This is a genomic window from Methylobacterium nonmethylotrophicum, from assembly GCF_004745635.1.
In the GTDB taxonomy this organism is placed as follows: domain Bacteria; phylum Pseudomonadota; class Alphaproteobacteria; order Rhizobiales; family Beijerinckiaceae; genus Methylobacterium; species Methylobacterium nonmethylotrophicum.
The window spans coordinates 55,951-76,592 of the sequence record NZ_SRLB01000026.1 but is presented as its reverse complement, the minus strand read 5'-3'; the positions used below and the strand labels follow the sequence as shown (position 1 = coordinate 76,592).

12 protein-coding genes are annotated in these 20,642 nt (G+C 71.3%); 5 read left to right on the top strand and 7 right to left on the bottom strand.

Features of this window, described 5'->3' with window-relative positions; translation table 11 throughout:
* Positions 1 to 114 precede the first annotated feature (114 nt).
* The 4 genes from EU555_RS26940 (at position 115) to EU555_RS26925 (ending at position 4,346) form a co-directional block, all read left to right on the top strand.
* Positions 115 to 564 carry a hypothetical protein gene (locus EU555_RS26940; RefSeq protein WP_135418469.1) on the top strand — a complete coding sequence of 150 codons (450 nt, stop codon included), beginning with the start codon at positions 115 to 117 and terminating at the stop codon, positions 562 to 564.
* A 152-nt stretch (positions 565 to 716) separates the two neighbouring features.
* Positions 717 to 2,720, top strand: a complete 2,004-nt coding sequence (locus EU555_RS26935) for an acetyl-CoA carboxylase biotin carboxylase subunit (RefSeq protein ID WP_135418468.1) — start codon at positions 717 to 719, stop codon at positions 2,718 to 2,720.
* Between the two features lie 18 nt (positions 2,721 to 2,738).
* A complete protein-coding gene (locus EU555_RS26930) occupies positions 2,739 to 3,155 on the top strand; it encodes a gamma-glutamylcyclotransferase family protein (protein ID WP_135418467.1) in 417 nt (138 codons plus the stop codon).
* Between the two features lie 282 nt (positions 3,156 to 3,437).
* Positions 3,438 to 4,346: a collagen-like protein gene (locus EU555_RS26925; RefSeq protein ID WP_245524520.1), complete on the top strand. Its 909-nt coding sequence runs from the start codon at positions 3,438 to 3,440 to the stop codon at positions 4,344 to 4,346.
* Positions 4,347 to 4,393: 47 nt separating this feature from the next.
* On the opposite strand, the gene EU555_RS26920 is transcribed toward EU555_RS26925, so the two are convergent.
* Genes EU555_RS26920 through EU555_RS26910 form a run of 3 tightly spaced genes read right to left on the bottom strand, consistent with a single transcriptional unit; the run spans position 4,394 to position 8,338 of the window.
* Positions 4,394 to 6,073, bottom strand: a complete 1,680-nt coding sequence (locus EU555_RS26920; RefSeq protein ID WP_135418466.1) for a glycosyltransferase family protein — start codon at positions 6,071 to 6,073, stop codon at positions 4,394 to 4,396.
* 31 nt (positions 6,074 to 6,104) lie between these two features.
* Entirely contained in the window at positions 6,105 to 7,385 is a 1,281-nt protein-coding gene (locus EU555_RS26915) for a nucleotide sugar dehydrogenase (RefSeq protein ID WP_135418465.1), read from the bottom strand.
* A complete protein-coding gene (locus EU555_RS26910) occupies positions 7,385 to 8,338 on the bottom strand; it encodes an NAD-dependent epimerase/dehydratase family protein (protein ID WP_135418464.1) in 954 nt (317 codons plus the stop codon). The genes EU555_RS26915 and EU555_RS26910 overlap by 1 nt, the downstream gene beginning before the upstream one ends.
* A gap of 1,530 nt (positions 8,339 to 9,868) precedes the next feature.
* Between EU555_RS26910 and EU555_RS26905 the strand changes: the two genes are divergently transcribed.
* Entirely contained in the window at positions 9,869 to 10,630 is a 762-nt protein-coding gene (locus EU555_RS26905) for a LuxR C-terminal-related transcriptional regulator (RefSeq protein ID WP_135418463.1), read from the top strand.
* Between the two features lie 537 nt (positions 10,631 to 11,167).
* On the opposite strand, the gene EU555_RS26900 is transcribed toward EU555_RS26905, so the two are convergent.
* The 4 genes from EU555_RS26900 to EU555_RS26885 are packed head-to-tail and all read right to left on the bottom strand — an operon-like array spanning position 11,168 to position 20,189.
* Complete coding sequence (locus EU555_RS26900) at positions 11,168 to 12,634, bottom strand: HlyD family type I secretion periplasmic adaptor subunit (protein WP_245524519.1); 1,467 nt, start codon at positions 12,632 to 12,634, stop codon at positions 11,168 to 11,170.
* Complete coding sequence (locus EU555_RS26895) at positions 12,631 to 14,769, bottom strand: peptidase domain-containing ABC transporter (RefSeq protein WP_135418462.1); 2,139 nt, start codon at positions 14,767 to 14,769, stop codon at positions 12,631 to 12,633. Before EU555_RS26895 ends, EU555_RS26900 begins: the two co-directional genes overlap by 4 nt.
* Before the next feature lie 18 nt (positions 14,770 to 14,787).
* Complete coding sequence (locus EU555_RS26890) at positions 14,788 to 15,102, bottom strand: hypothetical protein (protein WP_135418461.1); 315 nt, start codon at positions 15,100 to 15,102, stop codon at positions 14,788 to 14,790.
* Between the two features lie 23 nt (positions 15,103 to 15,125).
* Positions 15,126 to 20,189: a DUF4082 domain-containing protein gene (locus tag EU555_RS26885; protein WP_135418460.1), complete on the bottom strand. Its 5,064-nt coding sequence runs from the start codon at positions 20,187 to 20,189 to the stop codon at positions 15,126 to 15,128.
* Between the last annotated feature and the right edge of the window lie 453 nt (positions 20,190 to 20,642).

The following is a 20,642-nucleotide window of genomic DNA, read 5'->3' as shown; positions in this document are numbered from 1 at the left end:
CCTGAACAGGGATTCAGATCCCGCCGTTAACCTGTCAAGGGCCTCCCGTCCCGCATAGTCCTTCTCACACAGGGACAAGCACCGGCACAACAAAAGCCGGGGAGGCACAGACAGATGATCAACGCTTCGCTGCAACACTTCTGCAACCGTATCATCGCCGCCGGCGCCATCAGCCTGGAGGACGTGCGCGAGCTGAACCGCGCGGTGCTCCCCGATGGGCTGACCTGCCGCGAGGAGGCCGACATGCTGTTCGGCCTCGACCGGGCGGTCCCCGCGGCCGACGCGGCCTTCGGCGACTGGCTGGTGGCGGCGATCGTCGATTTCGCGGTCTGGGGCGAGCGACCGACCGGCCATATCGACGCCGACGCGGCCCACTGGCTCGCCGCCTCCCTCGGCTGCGGCCGCGGGCCGACCGCCACCGGCGCGCGCATCGCCGTCGAGGTGGTGCGCGAGGCCGAGACCAACGATCCGGCCCTGATCGCCTTCGCCCTCAAGGCGAACCGCGCCCGGGCCGGGGCCGAGGACGCGGTCGAGGAGATCCTGTCCTTCGCGGTCGCCGCCTGACCGCAGGGCGGGCTCGCCCTTTGGCCGGCAAGACCCGCCCTTTGGTCGGCAAGACCCGGCTTTGCGCCGCGCGCGCCATGCTTTAACGGGGATGAGCTTGGGCGTGACCCGCCCCGGCCCGGCTTCCCCTCAAGGCTCGAGTGCGCGCTCCGATGTTCGACAAGATCCTGATCGCCAACCGCGGCGAGATCGCCTGCCGCATCATCAAGACGGCGCGCCGGATGGGGATCAAGACGGTGGCGGTCTATTCCGACGCCGACCGCGACGCGCTGCACGTCGCCATGGCCGACGAGGCGGTGCATATCGGGCCCGCCGCCGCGGCCCAGTCCTACCTCGTCATCGACAAGATCGTGGAGGCCTGCCGGCAGACGGGGGCGCAAGCCGTGCATCCGGGCTACGGCTTCCTGTCCGAGCGCGAGGCCTTCCCGAAGGCGCTGGAAGCGGCCGGCATCGTGTTCATCGGCCCGAACCCGGGCGCCATCGCGGCGATGGGCGACAAGATCGAGTCGAAGAAGGCGGCGTCCGCCGCCAAGGTGTCGACCGTGCCGGGCTTCCTCGGGGTGATCGAGAGCCCGGAGCACGCCGTCACCATCGCGGACGAGATCGGCTATCCCGTCATGATCAAGGCCTCGGCCGGCGGCGGCGGCAAGGGCATGCGCATCGCGCATTCGGCCGGCGAGGTCGCGGAGGGCTTCGCCCGCGCCCGCTCGGAAGCCGCCTCGTCCTTCGGCGACGATCGGGTCTTCGTGGAGAAGTTCATCACCGACCCGCGCCACATCGAGATCCAGGTCATCGGCGACAAGCACGGCAACGTCGTCTATCTGGGCGAGCGCGAATGCTCGATCCAGCGCCGCAACCAGAAGGTCATCGAGGAGGCCCCGAGCCCGCTCCTCGACGAGGCGACCCGCCGGAAGATGGGCGAGCAGGCGGTGGCTCTCGCCAAGGCCGTGAACTACGATTCCGCCGGCACCGTCGAGTTCGTCGCCGGCCAGGACAAGTCGTTCTACTTCCTCGAGATGAACACCCGGCTCCAGGTCGAGCACCCGGTGACCGAGATGATCACCGGCCTCGACCTCGTCGAGCTGATGATCCGGGTGGCGGCGGGCGAAAAGCTCCCCATTGCTCAGGACGACGTGACGCTCAACGGCTGGGCGGTGGAGAGCCGCGTCTACGCCGAGGACCCGACCCGCAACTTCCTGCCCTCGATCGGCCGGCTCACCACCTACCGGCCGCCGGCGGAGGGCAAGCGGGGCGAGGCGATCGTGCGCAACGACACCGGCGTCGAGGAGGGGAGCGAGATCGCGATCCACTACGACCCGATGATCGCCAAGCTCGTCACCTGGGGCCCGACCCGCGACGAGGCGATCGCCTCGCAGGCCCAGGCGCTGGACGCCTTCGCGATCGACGGCATCCGCCACAACATCCCGTTCCTGTCGGCGCTGATGCACCATCCGCGCTGGCAGGAGGGCCGGCTCTCTACCGGCTTCATCGCGGAGGAGTTCCCGAACGGGTTCGAGGCCCCGAAGCCCGCGGGCGAGGTGGCGCGCCGGATGGCGGCGGCGGCGGCGGCGATCGACCACCAGCTCAACGAGCGCAAGCGCGGCATCTCGGGCCAGATGCGCGACCCGAAGCTCCTGCGCTTCGAGCACGAGCGGGTGGTGATGCTGGGCGACCAGCGCTTCGAGGCCACCGTCGAAACGATTGACGGCGGGATCGCCGTCGCCTTCGCGGACGGGACCGTGTGGCCGGTCGAGAGCGCCTGGCGGCCCGGCGAGCCCGTCTGGACCGGCACGATCGGGGGTCAGCCTTCGGCGATCCAGGTCCGCGGCCTCCTCAACGGCGTCTTCCTGCAGCACGCGGGCGCCGCCGCCGAGGCCCGCGTCTACACGAGGCGCGAGGCCGAGCTCGCGGCGCTGATGCCGGTCAAGGAGGTCGGCGGCTCGGGCAAGCAGCTGCTCTGCCCGATGCCGGGCCTCGTCAAGAGCATCATGGTCACCCCCGGCCAGGAAGTGAAGGCGGGCGAGCCGCTGGCGATCGTCGAGGCGATGAAGATGGAGAACGTGCTGCGCGCCGAGCGCGACGGCACGGTGCAGACCATCCAGGCCAAGGAGGGCGACAGCCTGGCGGTCGACGCGGTGATCCTCGAATTCGCCTGAGCCCGGGCGGGGTCTTTCGTGCCGCTCTATTTCGCCTACGGCTCCAACATGGACCGGGCCGCCATGGCCCGGCGCTGCCCCGCCTCGCGGGTCCTGGGTCTCGGCCGGCTCAACCGCCACCGCCTCGTCATCATGCGCGAGGGCTACGCCTCGGTGGAGCGCTCCCCCGCCGGCACGGTCTGGGGCGTGCTCTGGGACCTGAGCTTCGGCGACGTGCCGGCTCTCGACCGCTACGAGGGCGTGGCGAGCGGGCTCTACGTCAAGGCGCAGCAGCCGGTCTCGACCGAGGGCGGGGTGCGGCGGGCGCTCGTCTATCTCGGCCGCGGCAGCGGCGGGGTGCCGCGGCCGGGCTACCTCGAGGGCGTGATCGCGGCCGGACGGGAGAACGGGCTGCCGGAGGCTTACCTGCGGAGCCTGGCGGCGCTGAAGCGCTGAGGGCTGGCGCCCGATCCCTCCGCCCCGCCGGACGAATCCTGTCACGGTCAGGTGCGGAATCTCCTCACCGGAGGCGTGACGTACGGAGGGCAGGATGACACCCGTTCGGAGACAGGGGTGACGGGACAGCGCGTCCGGCTGCTCCGCCGATGCCGGGCCCGAACCCCGACGCGGCGCCGTCAAGCACCACCATCGCGCCTGTGCTCAAAGCCCCGCCCTGCTTGACTTCCGGCCCTGCGGAAAAACACTGGGGCGACGGGGTCGCGGATGCGGGGGCGGACCATGGTGCGCAGCGGAACCGGACGCTCCGCGTTGCTGGCGGCCTGCCTCATGGCCGCCGCGCCGGCCCGGGCCGAGATCCAGATCCTGGCCGCCAAGATCACCGCCGGCGAGCTCTGGGTGCTCGGCTCCGCCGACGAGCCGGAGATCGAGGTCAGCCTCGACGGCCGCTTCACTGCCAAGGCCGATTCCCGCGGCAAGTTCGAGTTCCACCTCGTCTACCACCCGGCGACCTGCATCGTGACCCTGCGCGCCGGCCGCCAGGAGCGCGGCGCGGTGGTGGGCGAGTGCGGCCAGCAGGGCCCGCCGGGTCCCGAGGGCCGGGCGGAGGTCGCGGCCGCGATGGGGCCGCCTGGCCCGCCCGGCCCGAGGGGCGAGACGGGCCCGCAGGGCGAACCCGGCCCCAGAGGTGAGACGGGACCGAGAGGCGAAGCGGGGACGGCGGGCGAGCCGGGACTTCAGGGACCGCCCGGTCCCGCCGGAGGGAGCGGCCCCCGCGGCGAGCCGGGGCCTCGCGGCGAGCCTGGGCCTCGCGGCGAGCCGGGGGCTCGCGGTGAAGCGGGACTTCGCGGCGAAGCCGGTCTGCCCGGTGCCGCCGGGGCGCGGGGCGAGCCCGGGCCGCAAGGCGAACCGGGGCCGCGCGGGGAGGCCGGGGCTCCCGGCGAGGCGGGTGCCCGTGGCGAGGCCGGCCCGCCCGGGCCGAGAGGCGAGGCGGGGCCGCCGGGTCCCGCGGGCGCGCCCGGCAAGCCCGGCCCGCGCGGGCCTGCGGGCCCGGCCGGGCCGCCCGGACCCCGCGGCCCGGCAGGACCGGCCGGGGCCGCCGCCCGTGCTCCGGCCGCCGCAGCCCGGCCGCAGGCCCCGGCGGCCAGCCGGCCCGCCCCCGCCGCGCCGGCCGAGGGCGACGTGTATTAGCGTGACAGCCCTTCGCGACGGTCTCCGGGCCCGGGACGGGCTCCGTCCTACCCGGCCGGAACCGGACGGCCGGGCCTGCGCAGGACCTGACGCGCCCGTTTGAGCCAGAGCAGGGCGGGATCCGGCAGGAAGCACGCGGCCGTGCCCTGGCTGAGGAGGGTGCAGGGCCCGGCCTCTCGCGAGAGGGCGTGCCAGAGCCGCACGCGCTCGGCCAGGGGATAGATCCGCGCCTGCTCGGCGATCGCGCGGGCCGGGCGGTGACCCTGCTGGCAGACGAGGGGCACCATCAGGTCGACCGCCTCGCAGGTGGGAGCGTCGTCCCTCCGGAACGTGCGCGCACGCCCGTGGAGGCGCGCCGCCACCGCGTAGGCGTGGCCGAGGGCCTCGAGCCAGCGCGGCCCGGCGTGGAGCGCCGCGACCGAGGCGCGGGTGCGCGCGCCCAGGGCCCGTCGTCGCGGCTCGTCCGCGAGGAGGCCGGAGAGCGCGGCGTGATACGCGGCCCGGCTGCCGGCGCGCTGGAGGCAGCCGGCGAGCCCGGGCATGTCGGCGCCGAAGATCTCGGCGGTGTCCGGATGCGGGAAGAGGCTCACCAGGGGCAGGGCGTAGCCCGCCGCCTCCAGCAGCGACGTGATCGAGACGAACGGGAACGAATCGACGTAGATGTCGGCCGCCTCGTAGAACGCGGCGGTGTCGGGCCGCTCCTCCAGGCTGAGGATCCGGCCTCCGACCTGCTCGGAGGCGGCGCGCCAGTCCGGGCGCGCGCCCGCGCCGACCACGACCAGGATCGCCCCGGGATCGGCGGCGAGCACCGGGAGGTGCAGGTCGGCGTAGCTCTCGGTCCCGAGCGTCTTGAACTTGGCCCCGCGGGCGATGCAGAGGAGCACGCGGCCGCCCGCCGGCAGGCCGAGGAGGCGCCTGGCCTCCTCGCGGCTGCGCCGGCGCACGACCGGGTCGACCGGGATGGGGAGCAGGACGCTCCGCTCCGGCTCGACGTCCCGCCGCCGGTGGGCGAGGCGCATGCCGGATTCCCGCAGGCTCGCCACCGCGGTGCTGGCGGACAGGCCGAGCCGGAACTTGTGGTCGCCCAGATCGTCGAGCAGCATCGGCGGCGACCGCGCGGGATCCGCGAAGGCGAGGAGCGGGACGACGTCGCGCTCGGTATGCGCCACCACGAGATCGGCCTCGCGGCCGATCGCGGCGAGGCGCCGGGCCCGGGCGACGAGCCCCCCGGCCGGATCGAGGATGTGGATCTCCCCGCCGCTCGCCCGCACCGCCGCGACGAGGTCGGGCGGCAGCGGATGGCCTGCCTGCCGGGTGAGCGCGACCGAGTGGCGGCGCGTGACGTCCCGGCCGATCCACCGCCAGACCAGCCGCGTGCCGCCGCCGACCGTGACGGCCTGCGTGCAGACGTGAAGGATCTCTCGCGGGGGCGAACGCGGCGGGCCGCGGCGGGCCATGTCCGTCGCGCCGGCTTCCGCCCCCAGTTGCGCGATCAGCCCCTCGAGTTCCGGGCTCGAGAACAGGCCGCAATGGTTCGAGATGGCGAAGGCCGCGGCCGCCTCGCAGAGCACGACGGCCGCCTCGGTCCGCCCGGACGCGGCGGCGGCGCGGGCATGGGCCAGGAGGCTGCGGAACTCCGCGAGGTTGCGGGCGATGTCGGCCCGGAGCTGCCGGGCCCGCTCCGGAGAGAGGTCCAGGCCCGGGGCGAGGGGGTCGGGAAGGCTCATCGGGCGATGCTCCGGCCGCAGGACGGGCGGCTCAGGGCCGCCCGACGCCGAGATAGAGGAGGCCGGCCGCCCGGACCGCCTGCGGCGACCACAGCGCGCGCCCGTCCAGCACCGCCTGCACGCCCCGCGCCGCGAGGTCGCCGAAATCGAGGTCGCGGTATGCCCGATGGGCGGTGCTCAGGACGACGACCGGCGGCAGGTGCGGGGCGTCGAGAGGCAGGGGCGCGAAGCCGTGCCGGCGCACCTCCGCGTCGGCGTAGAGAGGGTCGTTCAGGAGCACGGCGCCGCCGCGCCGCCGCACCTCCGCGGCGATGAGGAACGCGCTCGAGCAGACGTGCTCCTTGACCTGCGGCCGGAAGCCCAGCCCGAGGATCAGGGCCTCCTGGTCGCGCAGGGGGCGCCAGGCGCGCTCCAGCCGGTCGATCGCCCAGGCGGCCTGGCCGTCGTTCGTGGCCCGGGCGAGCGTCGTCATCGCCGTCTCGATGCCGCGCCGCGCGGCGTCCCGGATCATGAAGTAGGGATAGACCGGGGCGCAATGCCCCCCGACCCCGATGCCGGGGCTCAGCAGAGCCGCCTCTCCGTCGGTGTTGATGGCCGGCAGCAGGGCGTGGAGGTCGATCTCGACGCTCTCGGCGTAGCGGGCGATCTCGTTGCTGATCGCGATCGTGGCGTCGCGGTAGACCATGCCGGCGAGCTTGACCATCTCGGCGGCCTCGGCCGAGCCCACATTCATCACCGGCGCACCGAGATACGCGCCGTAGAAGGCCGCGCCGCGCTCGGCCGACGCGGGCGTGATGCCGCCCACGACCTTGGCGTTCCGCACCAGGTGATCGATCACCGAGCCGCTCTTGACGCGCTCGGGCGAGAAGACGACGTCGAAATCCGCGCCGGCGCGCAGCCCGGAGGCTTCGAGCATCGCCGCGAGGCGCCGGGTGGTGCCGACGGGCAGCGTCGTCTCGTAGGCCACCAGGGTGCCGGGTCGCAGGCCGGCGGCGACCTGGCGCGTGACCGACTCGATGATCGCGGTGTCGGCGTCGTTGTCCGGCGTGAGCAGGACCGGCACGATGACCACCACCACGTCCGCCTGCGCCGCGGCGGCCGTGGTGTCCTGGCTCGCCGCGAGCCTCCCCTGCGCGACGGCACGGGCCAGCAGCTCCGGCACGCCGGGCTCGTCGACCGGGCACCGGCCCGCATTGATGAGGTCCACCACGTCCCGCCGGACGTCGCAGACCGTGACCCCCGCGCCGCGATGCGCGAACTGGCAGGCGAGGGGAAGGCCCATCTTGCCTGCCCCGACCACGACGACCCGCATCACCGCATCTCCCCGGCATCGGCACTTCGGAACCAGTCGAGCGTCCGCGACAGGCCCTCGTCGAGACCGACCCTCGGCTGGAAGTCGAGGACCCGCTGGGCCTTGTCGATGGCCGGGATCCGGCGGTGGACCTCGGCGCCGCGCATCTCGACGCGGCGGATCTCGGCGCCCCCGGCGAGGCGCGCGATCCGGCCGGCGAGGCCCGCCGTGGTCTCGACCGCGGCGGGGTTGCCGATGTTGAAGACCTGGCCCGCGGCGGCCGGGCTGTGCAGGATCGCCTCGACGGCGCTCACCATGTCCGAGACGTAGCACCAGGAGCGGACCGCCGTGCCGTCCCCTTCCACGAGCAGGGGCGTGCCCGCCAGGGCCGCGCGGCAGAAATTCCCGATCGCGCCTTCGCCGGTCTGGCGCGGTCCGTACACGTTGAACGGCCGCACGCAGGTGGCGGCGAAGCCGTGGGCCTCGCCGTAGCGCAGCGTGAAGTGCTCGCTGGCGAGCTTGCTCGTCGCGTAGACCCAGCGCTTCTGCGACACCGGGCCGATGCCGTGCCGGTCCTCCTCCGTTACGCCGTCGGCGTCCGGGCCGAAGACCTCGCTGGTCGAGAAGTCGATGAAGCGCCCGACCCTCCCGGCGACGCAGGCCTCGAGCAGGTTCACGGTGCCCAGGATGTTCACCCGGAGGGTGCGCAGCGGCTCCCTGTCGTAGCTGCTCACGCCGGCGATCGCCGCGAGGTGGATGATCGCGTCGACGCCGCGCGCGGCCTCGCGCATGGCGGCCGCGTCGAGGACGTCGGCCTCGACGACCCTGACGCCGGGCGCGTCGGCCAGCTTCGGCGCGTAGCGGAGCGAATTGCGCCGGAAGTTGTCGAGCAGGACCAGCTCGGCCTGGGAGGACAGACGCTCGGCCAGATGCGTGCCGATGAATCCGCCACCCCCGGTGATGAGTATTCTCATGTCCGCGCCATCTCCTCTGTTGTCGTCGAACGAACGGCACCCCGCGGTCGCAGACCGCGCGCGTGCCGCGCGAGGCGGCGGGCGTGGCGGCGGGGTGCGCTCCGCTCGCACCGGCCGGCCTCAGGCCTGCGCCGCCCCGTCCCCGCCCGAGGCGCCGGCATCCTTGACGGCTCCGCATCCGGTCCGCTCCGCGTTCGGCGCCCGGACGTCGACGCCCCGCCGCCGGGGGCGGTCGCGGCGGGCCGCGCGGATGTCGGCATGGCGGTCGTCGGCACGGCGAGGCACCTCCGCGGAGAGTGTCGACGCGGAGGACGCCCGGTGCCCAGACCGGAATACGGCGGCGAAATCCTGCGCCGCAGCGTGGCTCGATGGATGATGAACGGTACCGGAAGGCGTAGCGCGTCGCCCTCGTCCGCTCGACGGTCAGGATGATTTGGGCGTAGCGCCGATGCCCGGGTCGTCCCGATCGTGCAGTCGTCGCCCTGGGCATGCCGGGCCCCGGCCGTCCAGGACCTCGCCGGCCGGATCGGTCCCGCCATTGCGGGCGGGCTCCTGCGCACCCGGAGAGGACCACGTCCGGTTCCAACCCGCACGGCCGGCCGGCGACGGTGCACGTCCCCGCCGGGGACAGCCAGGTCGGATCCTTTCTCCGCGTCCGATCAGTCCTGGGAGGCAGGCCGCTGATGGCCACGCGCCAGCGGCGGATCATCGGCGGACGTTCGTCCCGCCGATGATCTCGCGTCGTCTGAGCCTGTGCGCCGCATCATTTACCGTTAAAAATTATCAAACGATATGGTTGGCTAGACATGCTATGATGGATTGTCGAGCGTGGTTGACGGCTGCCGCATGACCATCAAGGCTTCGGATTGTGTACATCGATTGATGCATGGGAACGGTCATGAAGCGGGTTGAAGACGCCGACGACAGCATGATCTTTGCTCTGATTCCTGCCGGATCCGGTGCGATGCAGGGCGATGGGGTCCCGGCTGTTGGCGTGGACGACCGCCTGATCGCGCGCGACGATCGTCCCCCGCTCCCTCGCGTCCAAGAGCGTGCCCCCTAAGGAGCGCGGGCAAACGGATGAGGCGCGGGGATCTTCCTGTCCTCGAAGTCCAGTCCAGCCCGGATCACATCGCAATCTCGACGAGCATCTTCTCGCGTGACATCTGCTTTGCAGACTATCATTATCGTGATCAAATTTCCAGATCTGCATCCCCTGCGTGTAAAATGGTATTCACGGATCGAAAGACGGTCAAAGATTCACCGAAAGGATAGCCTTCTAACATATGCGAAGAAAAAAATTAAGGATTGTGACTGATTTGTAGCTGTGTTAGGACTTAAATCAGCAGGAATGAGCCGATGCAGTGGGCCGGATCGACTGAGTCGTGCAGTCGGGGGCCGGCACAGCTCGATCCTCCGAAGGCTCCAGCGTCGGGAAACGTGGCACCGCGTGCCGTTCCGGCACCGTGACCAGCGATCCGTGGAACCAGTCCAATCATAACGATCGATCGTACAGTGTGGAGGTGAAGCATGTCGACGCCTGCTCTCGTTGATTATGGCCTCGCTTCGCGGGGCCGCCGACTGATCGAGGTGAGCGAGAATGCGGCCGAGCCGGCCGGGCCCGGGGAGGAACCCGGCCTGAAGCCCGCCATCGCGATCATCGAGCCGCGGCAGCTGGTACGGGAATGCCTGCGCAACTGCCTCGCCGAGGCGATCCCGGACCACGAGGTCGTGACCTTTCCGTCGGTCGACGAGTGGGAACGGGGCAAGGTTGGGCACCGGGACGGCGACCTGGTGGTGCTCTACTACGATCCCCGCGAGGCCGGACGCGGCGGTGCCCAGCGCGAGGCCGCCCTGCGCGCGCGGATCGGGCCGAATACCAGCCTGGTGCTGCTCTGCGACAGCGAGGATCCGGGCGAGATCGTCGAGCGGCTCAACGAGGGCGCCCGCGGCTACATCCCGACCAATGTCAGCCTGAAGGTGGCGATCGAGGCGATGCGCCTGGTGCGGGCCGGCGGCGTGTTCGTGCCCGCGAGCTGCCTGCTGCAGCGCCGCGGTGGGCCCGAGGAGGCCGGGGCCGCCGACCCCCGCAGCCAGTTCACCCCGCGCCAGACGGCGGTGCTGGAGCAGCTGCAGAAGGGCAAGGCGAACAAGATCATCGCCTTCGAGCTCAACATGAAGGAGAGCACCGTGAAGGTGCATGTGCGCAACATCATGCGCAAGGTCGGGGCCACCAACCGGACCGAGGTGGCGATCCGGGCGCTCGAATCCCGCTCCGACCTCAAGATGTAAGCGGCGGGGCGCGGGGGAGGGCTCCCGCGCCGGCTCCGTCCCGGGCCGGGACCGGGCTCGAGACCGACCCTCTTCTCGCGACCGTCGCGCCGCCCTGCGGGCGAGCGCGGGATCCATGACCGCTGATGGCCTCGGACGAGGGCGGATCGTGATCCGCTTCGGTGTCCGGAGGCAGCGGCCCTGCATCCCGGATCGTCGCCGAACAGGCCTGTGGCTGGCTCGGCCGGAGCAAAGACGGGGCCCGGTTTCTCTCCTCTCCGCGCCCGCGGCAGGGCTGTCCGGGGAAAAGGAAAGGCGCGAGTCTCCCCTCACCAGGCGATACCGGGCTTGCCCGGTATCGCCTGGTGAGGGGAGACTCGCGCTTGATTCTAAAGGGGGTTTTTCCCAGACAGCCCTGCGCCCACGGGGAGAGGGAAACCCGCGCCCCACTTTTAGACAGTGGGAAGGATCTGCGAGGAGGGCTCCTCCGTGTTCGGCACGGCCGCGGATGCACGGGTGCGTGCAGCGGGCCGAGAGGCGCCCCCCGCCGCCCGCCCCTCACGGCTCCCGGATGCCCTCGTCGGCCACCTGCATCAGCGGGTAGAGGAAGTAGGCGATCACCCGCCGCTTTCCGACCTGGACCTCGCCCTGCACCGCCATGCCGGGAATGAGCCCGGCGCCGGACGGCAGGGCGCGCAGGGCGGTGTCGTCGAGGCTGATGCGGGCGCGGTAGAACAGGGCCGGCGGCTGGCCCGGTGCGGGGCTGCGGCCCTCGGGCTCGGACGGGAAGGCGTCCCGGCTCACCGTGCGGACATGGCCGGACACCGTCCCGTGCTTCTGGAACGGAAAGGCGTCGAGCTTCACCCGGGCGGCCTGGCCCGCCGCGACATGGCCGATGTCGCGGGGATGGATCATCACCTCGGCCTCCAGCGGGATGCCCGCGGGCACGAGCGTGACGAGCGGCTCGGCTTGCTTCGCCACCGAGCCGGCACCGCGCTGGGCGATGTCGAGCACGGTGCCGTCGGCGGGCGCCGTGAGCGTCACGAGCTGGCGCCGCAGGCTCGCCTTGCGCAGTTCCTCCGCCGCGACCGTGCGCTTCTCGCGGGCATCGGCCAGCGCCTCGAGCACCGTGCGGCCGGTCTCGTCGAGGAAGGCCTGGCGCTGGGCCGTGGCCTTGGCGAGGTCGTGGCGCGCCTCGACTTGCGCGCCGCGGGTGCGCACCAGCGAGGATTCGACGTCGAGGCGGGCGTCGCGGGTCTGGAGCAGGTTGAGCTTCGAGCCGATCTGCTGCTCGAGCAGCGTGGTGCGCATCCCCTCGATCTCCCGCAACCCGTCGAGGCGGGCGAGCAGCACCGTCTCCTCGCGGCGGTTGCGGGCGAGGCTCGATTCCGCCCGCGCAAGCTCCTCGTCGAGGCCGCGCAGGCGGCTCTCGCGCAGGGCCCGGCGCTGGCGGGCGAGGCGCGCCTCGAGCGCCTGCTCGGGCCGGGTCAGGTCAAAGGCGACCTCGCGCTCCTCGGATTCCGCCTCGAGCCGCGCCACCATCGCCTGGGTGGCGGCGAGGCGCGCGGTGAGCTGCTGCACGTCGGCCTCGCTGAAGGTCGGATCGAGCACCGCCAGCGTGTCGCCGGCCCTGACCGGCTGGCCGACCGTCACGGCGATCGCGCGGATCGCCGCCGTCTCGAGGGGCTGGACCACGATGTTCGGCACCGTGGTGACGAGGCGGCCCCGGGCGCTCGCGATCTCGTCGATCTCCGCCAGGCACGACCACGTCACGCCGGTCGCGAGCAAAGCCGCCACGCCGTAGAGCGTCGCCCGGGCGACCCGGGGCGGCGCCCGCTCCTCGACCGCCAGCGCGTCGGGCTGGAATGCCGAGACCAAAGCCGGACGCCGCCGGGAGGGCAGGACCACCACCTCGCCGCGGGGAGGGACCGTCCCGGGAGCCGGCTCCGAGGCCGGAACGGCGGCGAGCGGCGGCCGCTCGGCGAAGGTCTCGTCCGGGCCGGCGTCGGGCTGGGTTGCGCTCATGCGGCCTGCCTCGTCTGCTGGTTCCAGAGGTGGCGGTAGGTGGTGCAGGCGGTGAGGAGCTGGTCGTGGCGGCCCGCCGCGACGAGGCGGCCGGCATCGATCACCAGGATCGCGTGGGCATCGACCAGGGTGGCGAGGCGGTGCGAGACGATCAGCACCGTGCGGCCGCGGGCGATCCGGCGCAGGTTGCGGCGGATGATCGCCTCGCTGTCGGGATCGAGGGCGCTCGTCGCCTCGTCGAGGATCAGGAGCCGCGGATCCGTCACCAGGGCCCGGGCGATGGCGAGGCGCTGGCGCTGGCCGCCCGACAGGTTGGAGGCGTTCTCCTCCAGAAGAGTCTCGAAGCCTCGCGGCAGGCGCTCGATGAACTCGTCGGCGCCGGCGGCGCGCGCCGCCTCGGCGATCTCCTCGAAGCTCGCCGAGGGCTTGGCCGCCGCGATGTTCTCCCGCACCGTGCCGCGGAACAGGAAGCTGTCCTGCAGGACCACCCCGACCTGGCGGCGCAGATGCGCGAGGTCGATCTCGCGGATGTCGTGCCCGTCGAGGCGCACCAGCCCCTGCTGCACCGGATAGAGCCGCTGGATCAGCCGGGTGATGGTGGTCTTGCCCGAGCCGCTGCGTCCCACCACCCCGACGATGCTGCCGGCCTCGAGCGTGAACGACACCGAATCGAGGGCCGGCGGCCGGTCCGGCCCGTAGGCGAAGCGCACGTCCTCGAAGGTGATCTCGCCGCGCAAGGGCGGGCACAGGCCGCGGCTCGGGCCCTCGGTCTCCGGCGCCCGGTTCATCACCTCGCCGAGCATCCGGACCGAGAGCGCGACCTCCTGGTACTCGTGTGCCATGGTGAGCATCTGCACGAGGGGGCCCGAGACGCGGCCGGCCAGCATGTTGAAGGCGACGAGCGCGCCGACCGTCATCTGGCGGTCGAACACGTCCATGGCGCCGAGGCCGATGATCGCCACGGAGGTGAGCTTTTCCAGGAGCCCCGTCACGGCCTGTGCGATGGCCGAGATCCGCTCGACCCCGTAGCGCATCTGGACGGCCTGCGCCGAGGCATCCTCCCACTGGCGGCCCTGCAGCGGCTCCATCGCCAGGGACTTGATGGTGCGCATGCCCTGGACCGACTCGACGAGCAGTGCCTGGCGCTCGCCCTCCGCGTCGTAGAGCGCCTGCAGCCGGCGCCGGAACGGCCCGATCAGGCACGCGATGGTGAGCGCGACGAGGCCCGTGAAGGCCAGCACCACCAGGGTCAGCTTGGCGCTGTAGAGGAGCAGCACCGGCACGAACACCACCAGCGAGCAGGCGTCGAGCGCGGTCGTCAGGAGCCGCCCGGTCAGGAACTCGCGCACCCGCGCGGCCTGCTGCATGTGCTTGACCAGGATGCCGGCCGGCACCTGCTCGAAATGGGCGAGCGGCAGGCCGAGGAGATGCGCGAAGGTCTTGACCGCCACGCGGATGTCGATGCGGTTCGAGGCGTAGAGCAGGAGATAGCGCCTGAGGAAGGTGAAGCAGGCCTCGAACAGGAGCGCCAGCACCACGCCGCCGGCGAGCACCGTGAGCGTGGCGGTGGATTCGTGGGTCAGCACCCGGTCGATGACGAGCTGCGAGAACAGCGGCACCGCGAGGCCGACGGCGTAGAGCGCCAAAGCCGCCACGATCACGTCGGAGAAGAGCCGGCGCTGGCGCAGGATCTCAGGCACGAACCACAGGAGCCCGAACGGGCGCCGTCCGTCGGGGGTGCGCCGGCGCGCCTTCGGGCGCACCAGCAGCACCTCGCCGGCCCAGGCGGCGCAGAAGGCCTCTTCGTCGAGGAGGAACGGCTCGTGCCGGGAGGCCTTGGGGTCGAACACGATCAGGCGCGGGGCCTCGCCCTGCCGGTCGGTGCCGGTGACGACGACGAAATTCCCGTTCTTCAGGCGCGCCAGCGCCGGGAAGGCGCCGCCGAGATCGGTGAGGCTTGAAAAGGACAGGCGGGCCCGGCCGGCCCTTAAGCCCACCTCCCGCGCCATCCGGGTCAGGCGCGGGCCCGACACCGCCTCGTCCCCGACCGCATAGGCGTGCGCGAGGCGGTCGGGATCGAGGTCGATGCCGTGGTGGCGCGCCACGGCGACGAGGCAGTGCAGTCCGGTATCCACGGCGGCGCCCGGACAGGTTCAGGAGAAGTTCGGCGAGGTGTTGCGCCCCGGGCGGGCGCCCGCGAACGGCACCGGCTCGCGCAGCGGCAGTCCCGGCGCGGCCTGGCCCGGATGGACGACGCCGGACTCGATCAGGCTGGTCTTCACCTGCTGCATCAGGTCGGCGGCGTTGGCGAAGGCGTCGGCCGGCAGGATCAGGCGCTGGCGCACCATCGGCACCGGATGGCCGTTGGCGTCGCGCTCCGAGGGCGACAGGCTCATCAGGTCGATCCGGACGATCGAGCCGGTCACGGTGATCTCGCTGATGCCGTCCGAGTAGGTTTCGGGGATCATCGGTGGTCTCCTGTGGTGAAGTTCTACGCTGCCGCCGACGGATTGAAGACGACGTCGACCCAGTAGTTGGACCGGTTGAACGAGTTGGTCGGGAACAGGCTGGTGCTGCCATAGGCGTAGACGCCGTTGCCGCCCGAGGAGTCGCTCGCGAGCGCCGTCAGCGGGCCGCTCGTCACCGCGTTCGCGAAGGCGTTGGCGGTGTTCGCGTAGCGCCCGGCATTGGTGTGGTAGGACGCCGTGTAGGTCGTGCCTGGCGTCAGCGTCACCGGGCTCGCGAAGGTGGCGGTCTGCCAGCCGCTCGCGGTCTCGTTGGTGAAGGTCGCGGTCGCGAGCTTCTGTCCGCTGCTCGACCACAGGGTGCCGGTATGGGTGCCGGTATCGAGGGTGCCCTTGTAGAACTTGATCGCGCTGACCGTGCCGGCGGTCGAGGTCTGGAACTTCACCCCGAGTTCCACCGGGCTGGTGTCGTTGGTGTTGGTCGTCGCCGGCGTGCCGGTCGGGAACAGGCTGACCGGGCTCGTGCTCGGCGCCGAGACCGTGAGGGCGACATTCGCCGAGGACGCGCCGCCGTGCCCGTCCGAGATCGCGTAGGAGAAGTTGGCCGCGCCGGTGAAGCCGGTGGTCGGCGTGAAGGTGACGGTGGCGTTCTGGATGTTGAGCGTCGCGGTGCCGCCGGTGCCGTTCGTCACCGAGGTGACCGTCAGGGCGTCGCCGTTCGGGTCGGTGTCGTTGGCGAGCAGCGTCGCGGTCGAGAAGGTGATCGGCGTGTTGCGGGTCACCGCCGGGCCGGTGTCGTTGACGGCGACCGGCGGCTGGTTGGTGGCGCTGCTGTTCGGGTTGAAGACGACGTCGACCCAGTAGTTCGTCGCCTGGAAGCTCTGGGTCGGATAGAGGCTGGTGCTGCCATAGGCGTAGACGCCGTTGGCCGTCGCCGGCGCGGTGAGCGGCCCGCTCGTCACCGCGCTCGAGAACCCATTGGCCGTCGTCGAGTAGCGCCCGGCATTGGTGTGGTAGGACGCCGTGTAGGTCGTGCCGGGGGTCAGCGTCACCGGATTCGACAGGGTGGCGGTCTGCCAGCCGCTCGCGGTCTCGTTGGTGAAGGTCGCGGTCGCGAGCACCTGTCCGCTGCTCGACCACAGGGTGCCGGTATGGGTGCCGGTATCGAGGGTGCCCTTGTAGAACTTGATCGCGCTGACCGTGCCGGCGGTCGAGGTCTGGAACTTCACCCCGAGTTCCACCGGGCTGGTGTCGTTGGTGTTGGTCGCCGCCGGCGTGCCGGTGGGGAACAGGCTGACCGGGGCGGTGCCGGGAGCCGAGACCGTGAGGGCGACGGTGGCGGAGGCCGTTCCGCCGCGGCCATCCGAGATCGCGTAGGAGAAATTGGCCGCGCCGGTGAAGCCGGTGGTCGGCGTGAAGGTGACGGTGGCGTTCTGGGTGCTGAGCGTCGCGGTGCCGCCGGTCCCGCTTGTCACCGAGGTGACCGTCAGGGTGTCGCCGTTCGGGTCGGTGTCGTTGGCGAGCAAGGTCGCGGTCGAGAAGGTGACGGGCGTGTTCTGGGTCACCGCCGGGCCGGTGTCGTTCACCGCCGCCGGCGGCTGGTTCGTCACGGTGGCACCGGGATTGAAGACGACGTCGACCCAGTAGTTCGTCGCCTGGAAGGTGGTGGTCGGGAACACGCTGGTGCCGCCATAGGCGTAGACGCCGTTGGCCGTCGCCGGCGCGGTGAGCGGCCCGCTCGTCACCGCGCTCGAGAAGCCGTTCGCCGTCGTCGAATAGTGGCCGGTATTGGTGTGGTAGGAAGCGACGTAGGTCGTGCCTGCGGTGAGGGCGACCGGATTCGAGAAGGTGGCGGTCTGCCAGCCGCTCGCGGTCTCGTTGGCGAAGGTGACGGTGGCGAGCACCTGGCCGGTGCTGGACCACAGGGTGCCGGTATGCGTCCCGGTATTCTGGCTGCCCTTGTAGAACTTGATCGCGCTGACCGTGCCGGCGGTCGAGGTCTGGAACTTCACCCCGAGTTCCACCGCACCGGTATCGCTCTCGCTGGCGATTGCGGGCGTCGCACTCGCGGAGAACAGGCTGACCGGGCTGGTGCCGGGCGGCGACACCGTGAGGGCGACGCTGGCGGACGAGGTGCCGCCGCGCCCGTCCGAGATCGCGTAGGAGAAATTGGCTGCGCCGGTGAAGCCGGTGGTCGGCGTGAAGGTGATCGTCGCGTTCGCGGTGTTGAGCGTTGCGGTGCCGCCGGTGCCGCTCGTCACCGAGGTGACCGTCAGCACGTCGCCGTTCGGGTCGGTGTCGTTGGCCAGCAGCGTTGAAGTCGAGACGGTCACGGCGGTGTTCTGGGTCACCGCCGGGCCGGTGTCGTTGACGGCGTTCGGCGGCTGGTTTGTCGTGCCGGAGGCCGGGTTGAACAGCACGTCGACCCAGAAATTGGTGTTCTGGAAGGTCTGGGTCGGGAAGGTGGTGGCGCTGCTGTAGGTATAGATGCCGGTCGTGGCGGTGAGCGAGCCGCTGGTCACCGGTCCGGCGCTGAAATAGCCCACGTCGCTCGAGTAATGCCCGAGCGTCGAGTGGTAGGAGGCGACGTAGGTCGCGCCCGGCGTCAGCGCCACGGGGTTCGAGAAGGTGGCGGTCTGCCAGCCGTCGGTCGTCTCGTTGGTGAAGGTCGCGGTGGCGAGGATCTGGCCGGTGCTCGACCACAGGGTGCCGGTATGGGTGCCGCGGTCCTGCGAGCCCTTGTAGAAGCGGATGCCGCTGACGGTGCCGGCGGCCGAGCTCCTGAACTGGACGCCGAGCTCGACCGAGTCGGTGTCGGCGGTGTTGACGACCTTCGGGGTCGCCGAGCCGGGAAAAATGGTCTGCGAGGGCGGCGCCGTCACCGTCAGGGTCCTGCCGGCGGATGGCGTCTCCATGTTGACGCTGTCATCCGTCGCCCGGGTACGGATCACGTAGGTGCCGGCGACCTGCGGGGCGAACCGGTAGCTCCAGGTCTCGTCGCCGGTGGCGGCGCGCCAGGTGACGCCGTTGTCGGTCGAGACCTCGACGCCCGCGACCACGCCGCCGCCGGTATCCGCCGCCGTGCCGGTGATCGTGACGGTCTGGAACGCCGCCACGCTGGTGCCGCTCGTCGGCGCCGTGAGGGTGGAGGTCGGCGCCGTGTGGTCGGTCGAGGCGGTGGCGGGCGTGAGGGCCGGATCGAGGGTCTGGGGCTGGATGCCCATGTCGGCCAGCAGATTGACCATCGCCTGCTGGATCCGCGGATCGGTCGGCGTCGGCTCGTTGTCGTGGTTGGCCGACAGGCCCCAGGACCAGTAGACGGTGCCGGCCCCGAACACGAGGGCGCCGCTCGGCGCCCGGTAGAGCGTCAGGCTGTGGGTCGCCGTGCCCTTGCCGGTGGTGTTGCCGTAATCCTGGAGGTAGGTCGTCTCGTCGATCGTGGTCGAGGACAGCCGCACCAGCCCGGCCGGGGCGGTGGCGTTGTCGGGGGCCTCGTCCCACTCGTAGCCGAGATAGTTCTTGTTGAGCGAGGCGGTCTGGCCCGGCTGCAGGCCGGCGACGCTGGTATTGCGCCAGAAGCGCAGGTTCGCATCGTCGTACGGCACCTGCATCGTGTCGAGGACGTAGGAATCGACCTGGAACATCGTGCCGGTGAGGGCATTCTCCGGGTCGTTGTTGCCGACCGTCCCGGCCGGCCCGCGGGGATCGCGGAAGGTGCCGGTCCACTGGCTGGTCGGATCGAGGTTCTGGTTGGCGCCCCAGGTCTCCTTGTAGGAGACGAGCGTGCGGTACGGCGTGGCGTCGCTGCTGATGCTGTTGGAGAACCGCGTGCGCCAGTAGACCTCGTTGCCGCTCCAGAACGACAGGTTCACGCCGGCATCCCGCGCCGCCTCGACGTTGTCGCGCTGCTGGCCCGACCAGTACTCGTCGTGACCGACGTCGAGGTACATCTTGTGGTTCTTGAGCAGGCTGCCGTAGCGGTCGGCATCCACGCCGGACATGTACGAGACGTCGTAGCCGTTCTGCTCCAGCCACATGATGGCCGGGAACTCGGCGCCGTAGATGTAGTCGTGCGGGCCGGCCGCGATGCCGCCGGCCCGGGTGGTGATGGGCCGGTTGTAGCTGACCGCGTAGGCGCGCCCGGTGCCCTGGCCGGTGGCCGGGCCGTTGCCGCCATAGAAATTGGCTCCGCCCCAGTGGTTGTAGGCCTGCCAGGTCTCGTCGGCGGTCTGGAAGATGATGTCGCTGTGGCTCGCATCGTCGCGGACGATGAACGGGATCTCGTTCTCGCCCGCCGTGCCGTCCTGGCGTGTCAGCTTGGCGATGTAGACGCCCGAGACCGCGTCCGCCGGCACACTCCACGAGGCCGAGACCGACCAGTTGCCGGCATCCACCAGGCCGGTCGCCGCGTCGCGCAGGGGCGTGGGCTGGGTCTGCAGCCCGGTATGCTGGAGCGTGTCGACCTTGCGCGCGCCCAAGCCCCCGTAATAGCCGAGCCGATAGATGTCGATCCGATAGTTCGTCGAGTTGGTGTTGATCTTGAAGTTGACCGTGTTGCCGACGTTGGTGCTGATGTCGGTGGCGAAGCCCTCGATGTTGGAGTCGCCGGCGCCGTTGAGGTTCCACTCGCTGGCCGGGCTGCCGGTCTTCTGATTTTCGAGGACGATCTTGTTGCTGGCGTTGGTGGTGACGGTCAGGGGCTGCAGCCGGGGCGTCGCCGTCGCGGTGGTGATCGGTCCGCTCAAGGACGGGATCTGGGTCTTCGACGGTCCGACGGCCGTCTCCGGTCCGCCCGGCGTCGCGGTCGTGGCACCGACCGGCGCGCCGCTGCCGTAGCCGGGCAGCTGTCCGTTCGCGGACAGGATGCTGTCGGGGGACAGGTTCAGGAGACGGGTCGGGCAGTTCACGTAGCCGCAGGTGCCGCAGCAATACGCGATGGTCGCCGGGGCCGCCGAGCCCGGGGTGACCGCGAGGTCCTTGAGGGGCGGGGCCGTGGTCGCGGCGGCATCGGGTACGCCGCTCGAGCCGACCGGCGCCGCGGCCACGAGCGCGGCAGCCGTGCTCCCGGGCTCCGTCCCGCCCGCCGTCATGGCATCTACCGTTGCCTGCTCGATCGTCTCGGCCGCTGAAGACGATGCATTGTTTCCCGTCTGGAGCGGATTCAGCGCCGGATCGACGGATGTTTCGTCGGAAAGGAGCATGGCATCTGCTCGTTATAGGAAGGGATTGCCGTGAACGACACTGTCACACCTGGATCTCCATTATGAAAGGAGCCTTAGGCCGGCTGCGCACCCCGCCAATTGGCGAGCCAGATGACTGTTGCCTACGCCTATCGGCGGTGTTTCACGATTGGTCGCGCGATGCTTGAGTTCGCGCCGGTCCAATCCGGTGCCGCCGCTTCGCTCCGGGCCGAGACGGCAAGTCGCGCAAATGGTGTCAGGTGTCGATCGTGGGCTGACCTTCGCGCTACGCGATGTGCTGACCAGATCGCGTCGCCGCTGCCTGGGGTGGTCTGCAGCGAGTGGCGCCGCTGCCCAGTCGAC

Excerpts from the sequence above, each read along its gene's own strand:
- EU555_RS26925 (WP_245524520.1), top strand. The coding sequence starts at position 3,438 with ATGGTGCGCAGCGGAACCGGACGCTCCGCGTTGCTGGCGGCCTGCCTC.
- EU555_RS26900 (WP_245524519.1), bottom strand. The coding sequence starts at position 12,634 with ATGAGCGCAACCCAGCCCGACGCCGGCCCGGACGAGACCTTCGCCGAG.
- EU555_RS26905 (WP_135418463.1), top strand. The coding sequence starts at position 9,869 with ATGTCGACGCCTGCTCTCGTTGATTATGGCCTCGCTTCGCGGGGCCGC.
- EU555_RS26915 (WP_135418465.1), bottom strand. The coding sequence starts at position 7,385 with ATGCGGGTCGTCGTGGTCGGGGCAGGCAAGATGGGCCTTCCCCTCGCC.
- EU555_RS26940 (WP_135418469.1), top strand. The coding sequence starts at position 115 with ATGATCAACGCTTCGCTGCAACACTTCTGCAACCGTATCATCGCCGCC.
- EU555_RS26910 (WP_135418464.1), bottom strand. The coding sequence starts at position 8,338 with ATGAGAATACTCATCACCGGGGGTGGCGGATTCATCGGCACGCATCTG.
- EU555_RS26920 (WP_135418466.1), bottom strand. The coding sequence starts at position 6,073 with ATGAGCCTTCCCGACCCCCTCGCCCCGGGCCTGGACCTCTCTCCGGAG.
- EU555_RS26935 (WP_135418468.1), top strand. The coding sequence starts at position 717 with ATGTTCGACAAGATCCTGATCGCCAACCGCGGCGAGATCGCCTGCCGC.
- EU555_RS26885 (WP_135418460.1), bottom strand. The coding sequence starts at position 20,189 with ATGACGGCGGGCGGGACGGAGCCCGGGAGCACGGCTGCCGCGCTCGTG.
- EU555_RS26890 (WP_135418461.1), bottom strand. The coding sequence starts at position 15,102 with ATGATCCCCGAAACCTACTCGGACGGCATCAGCGAGATCACCGTGACC.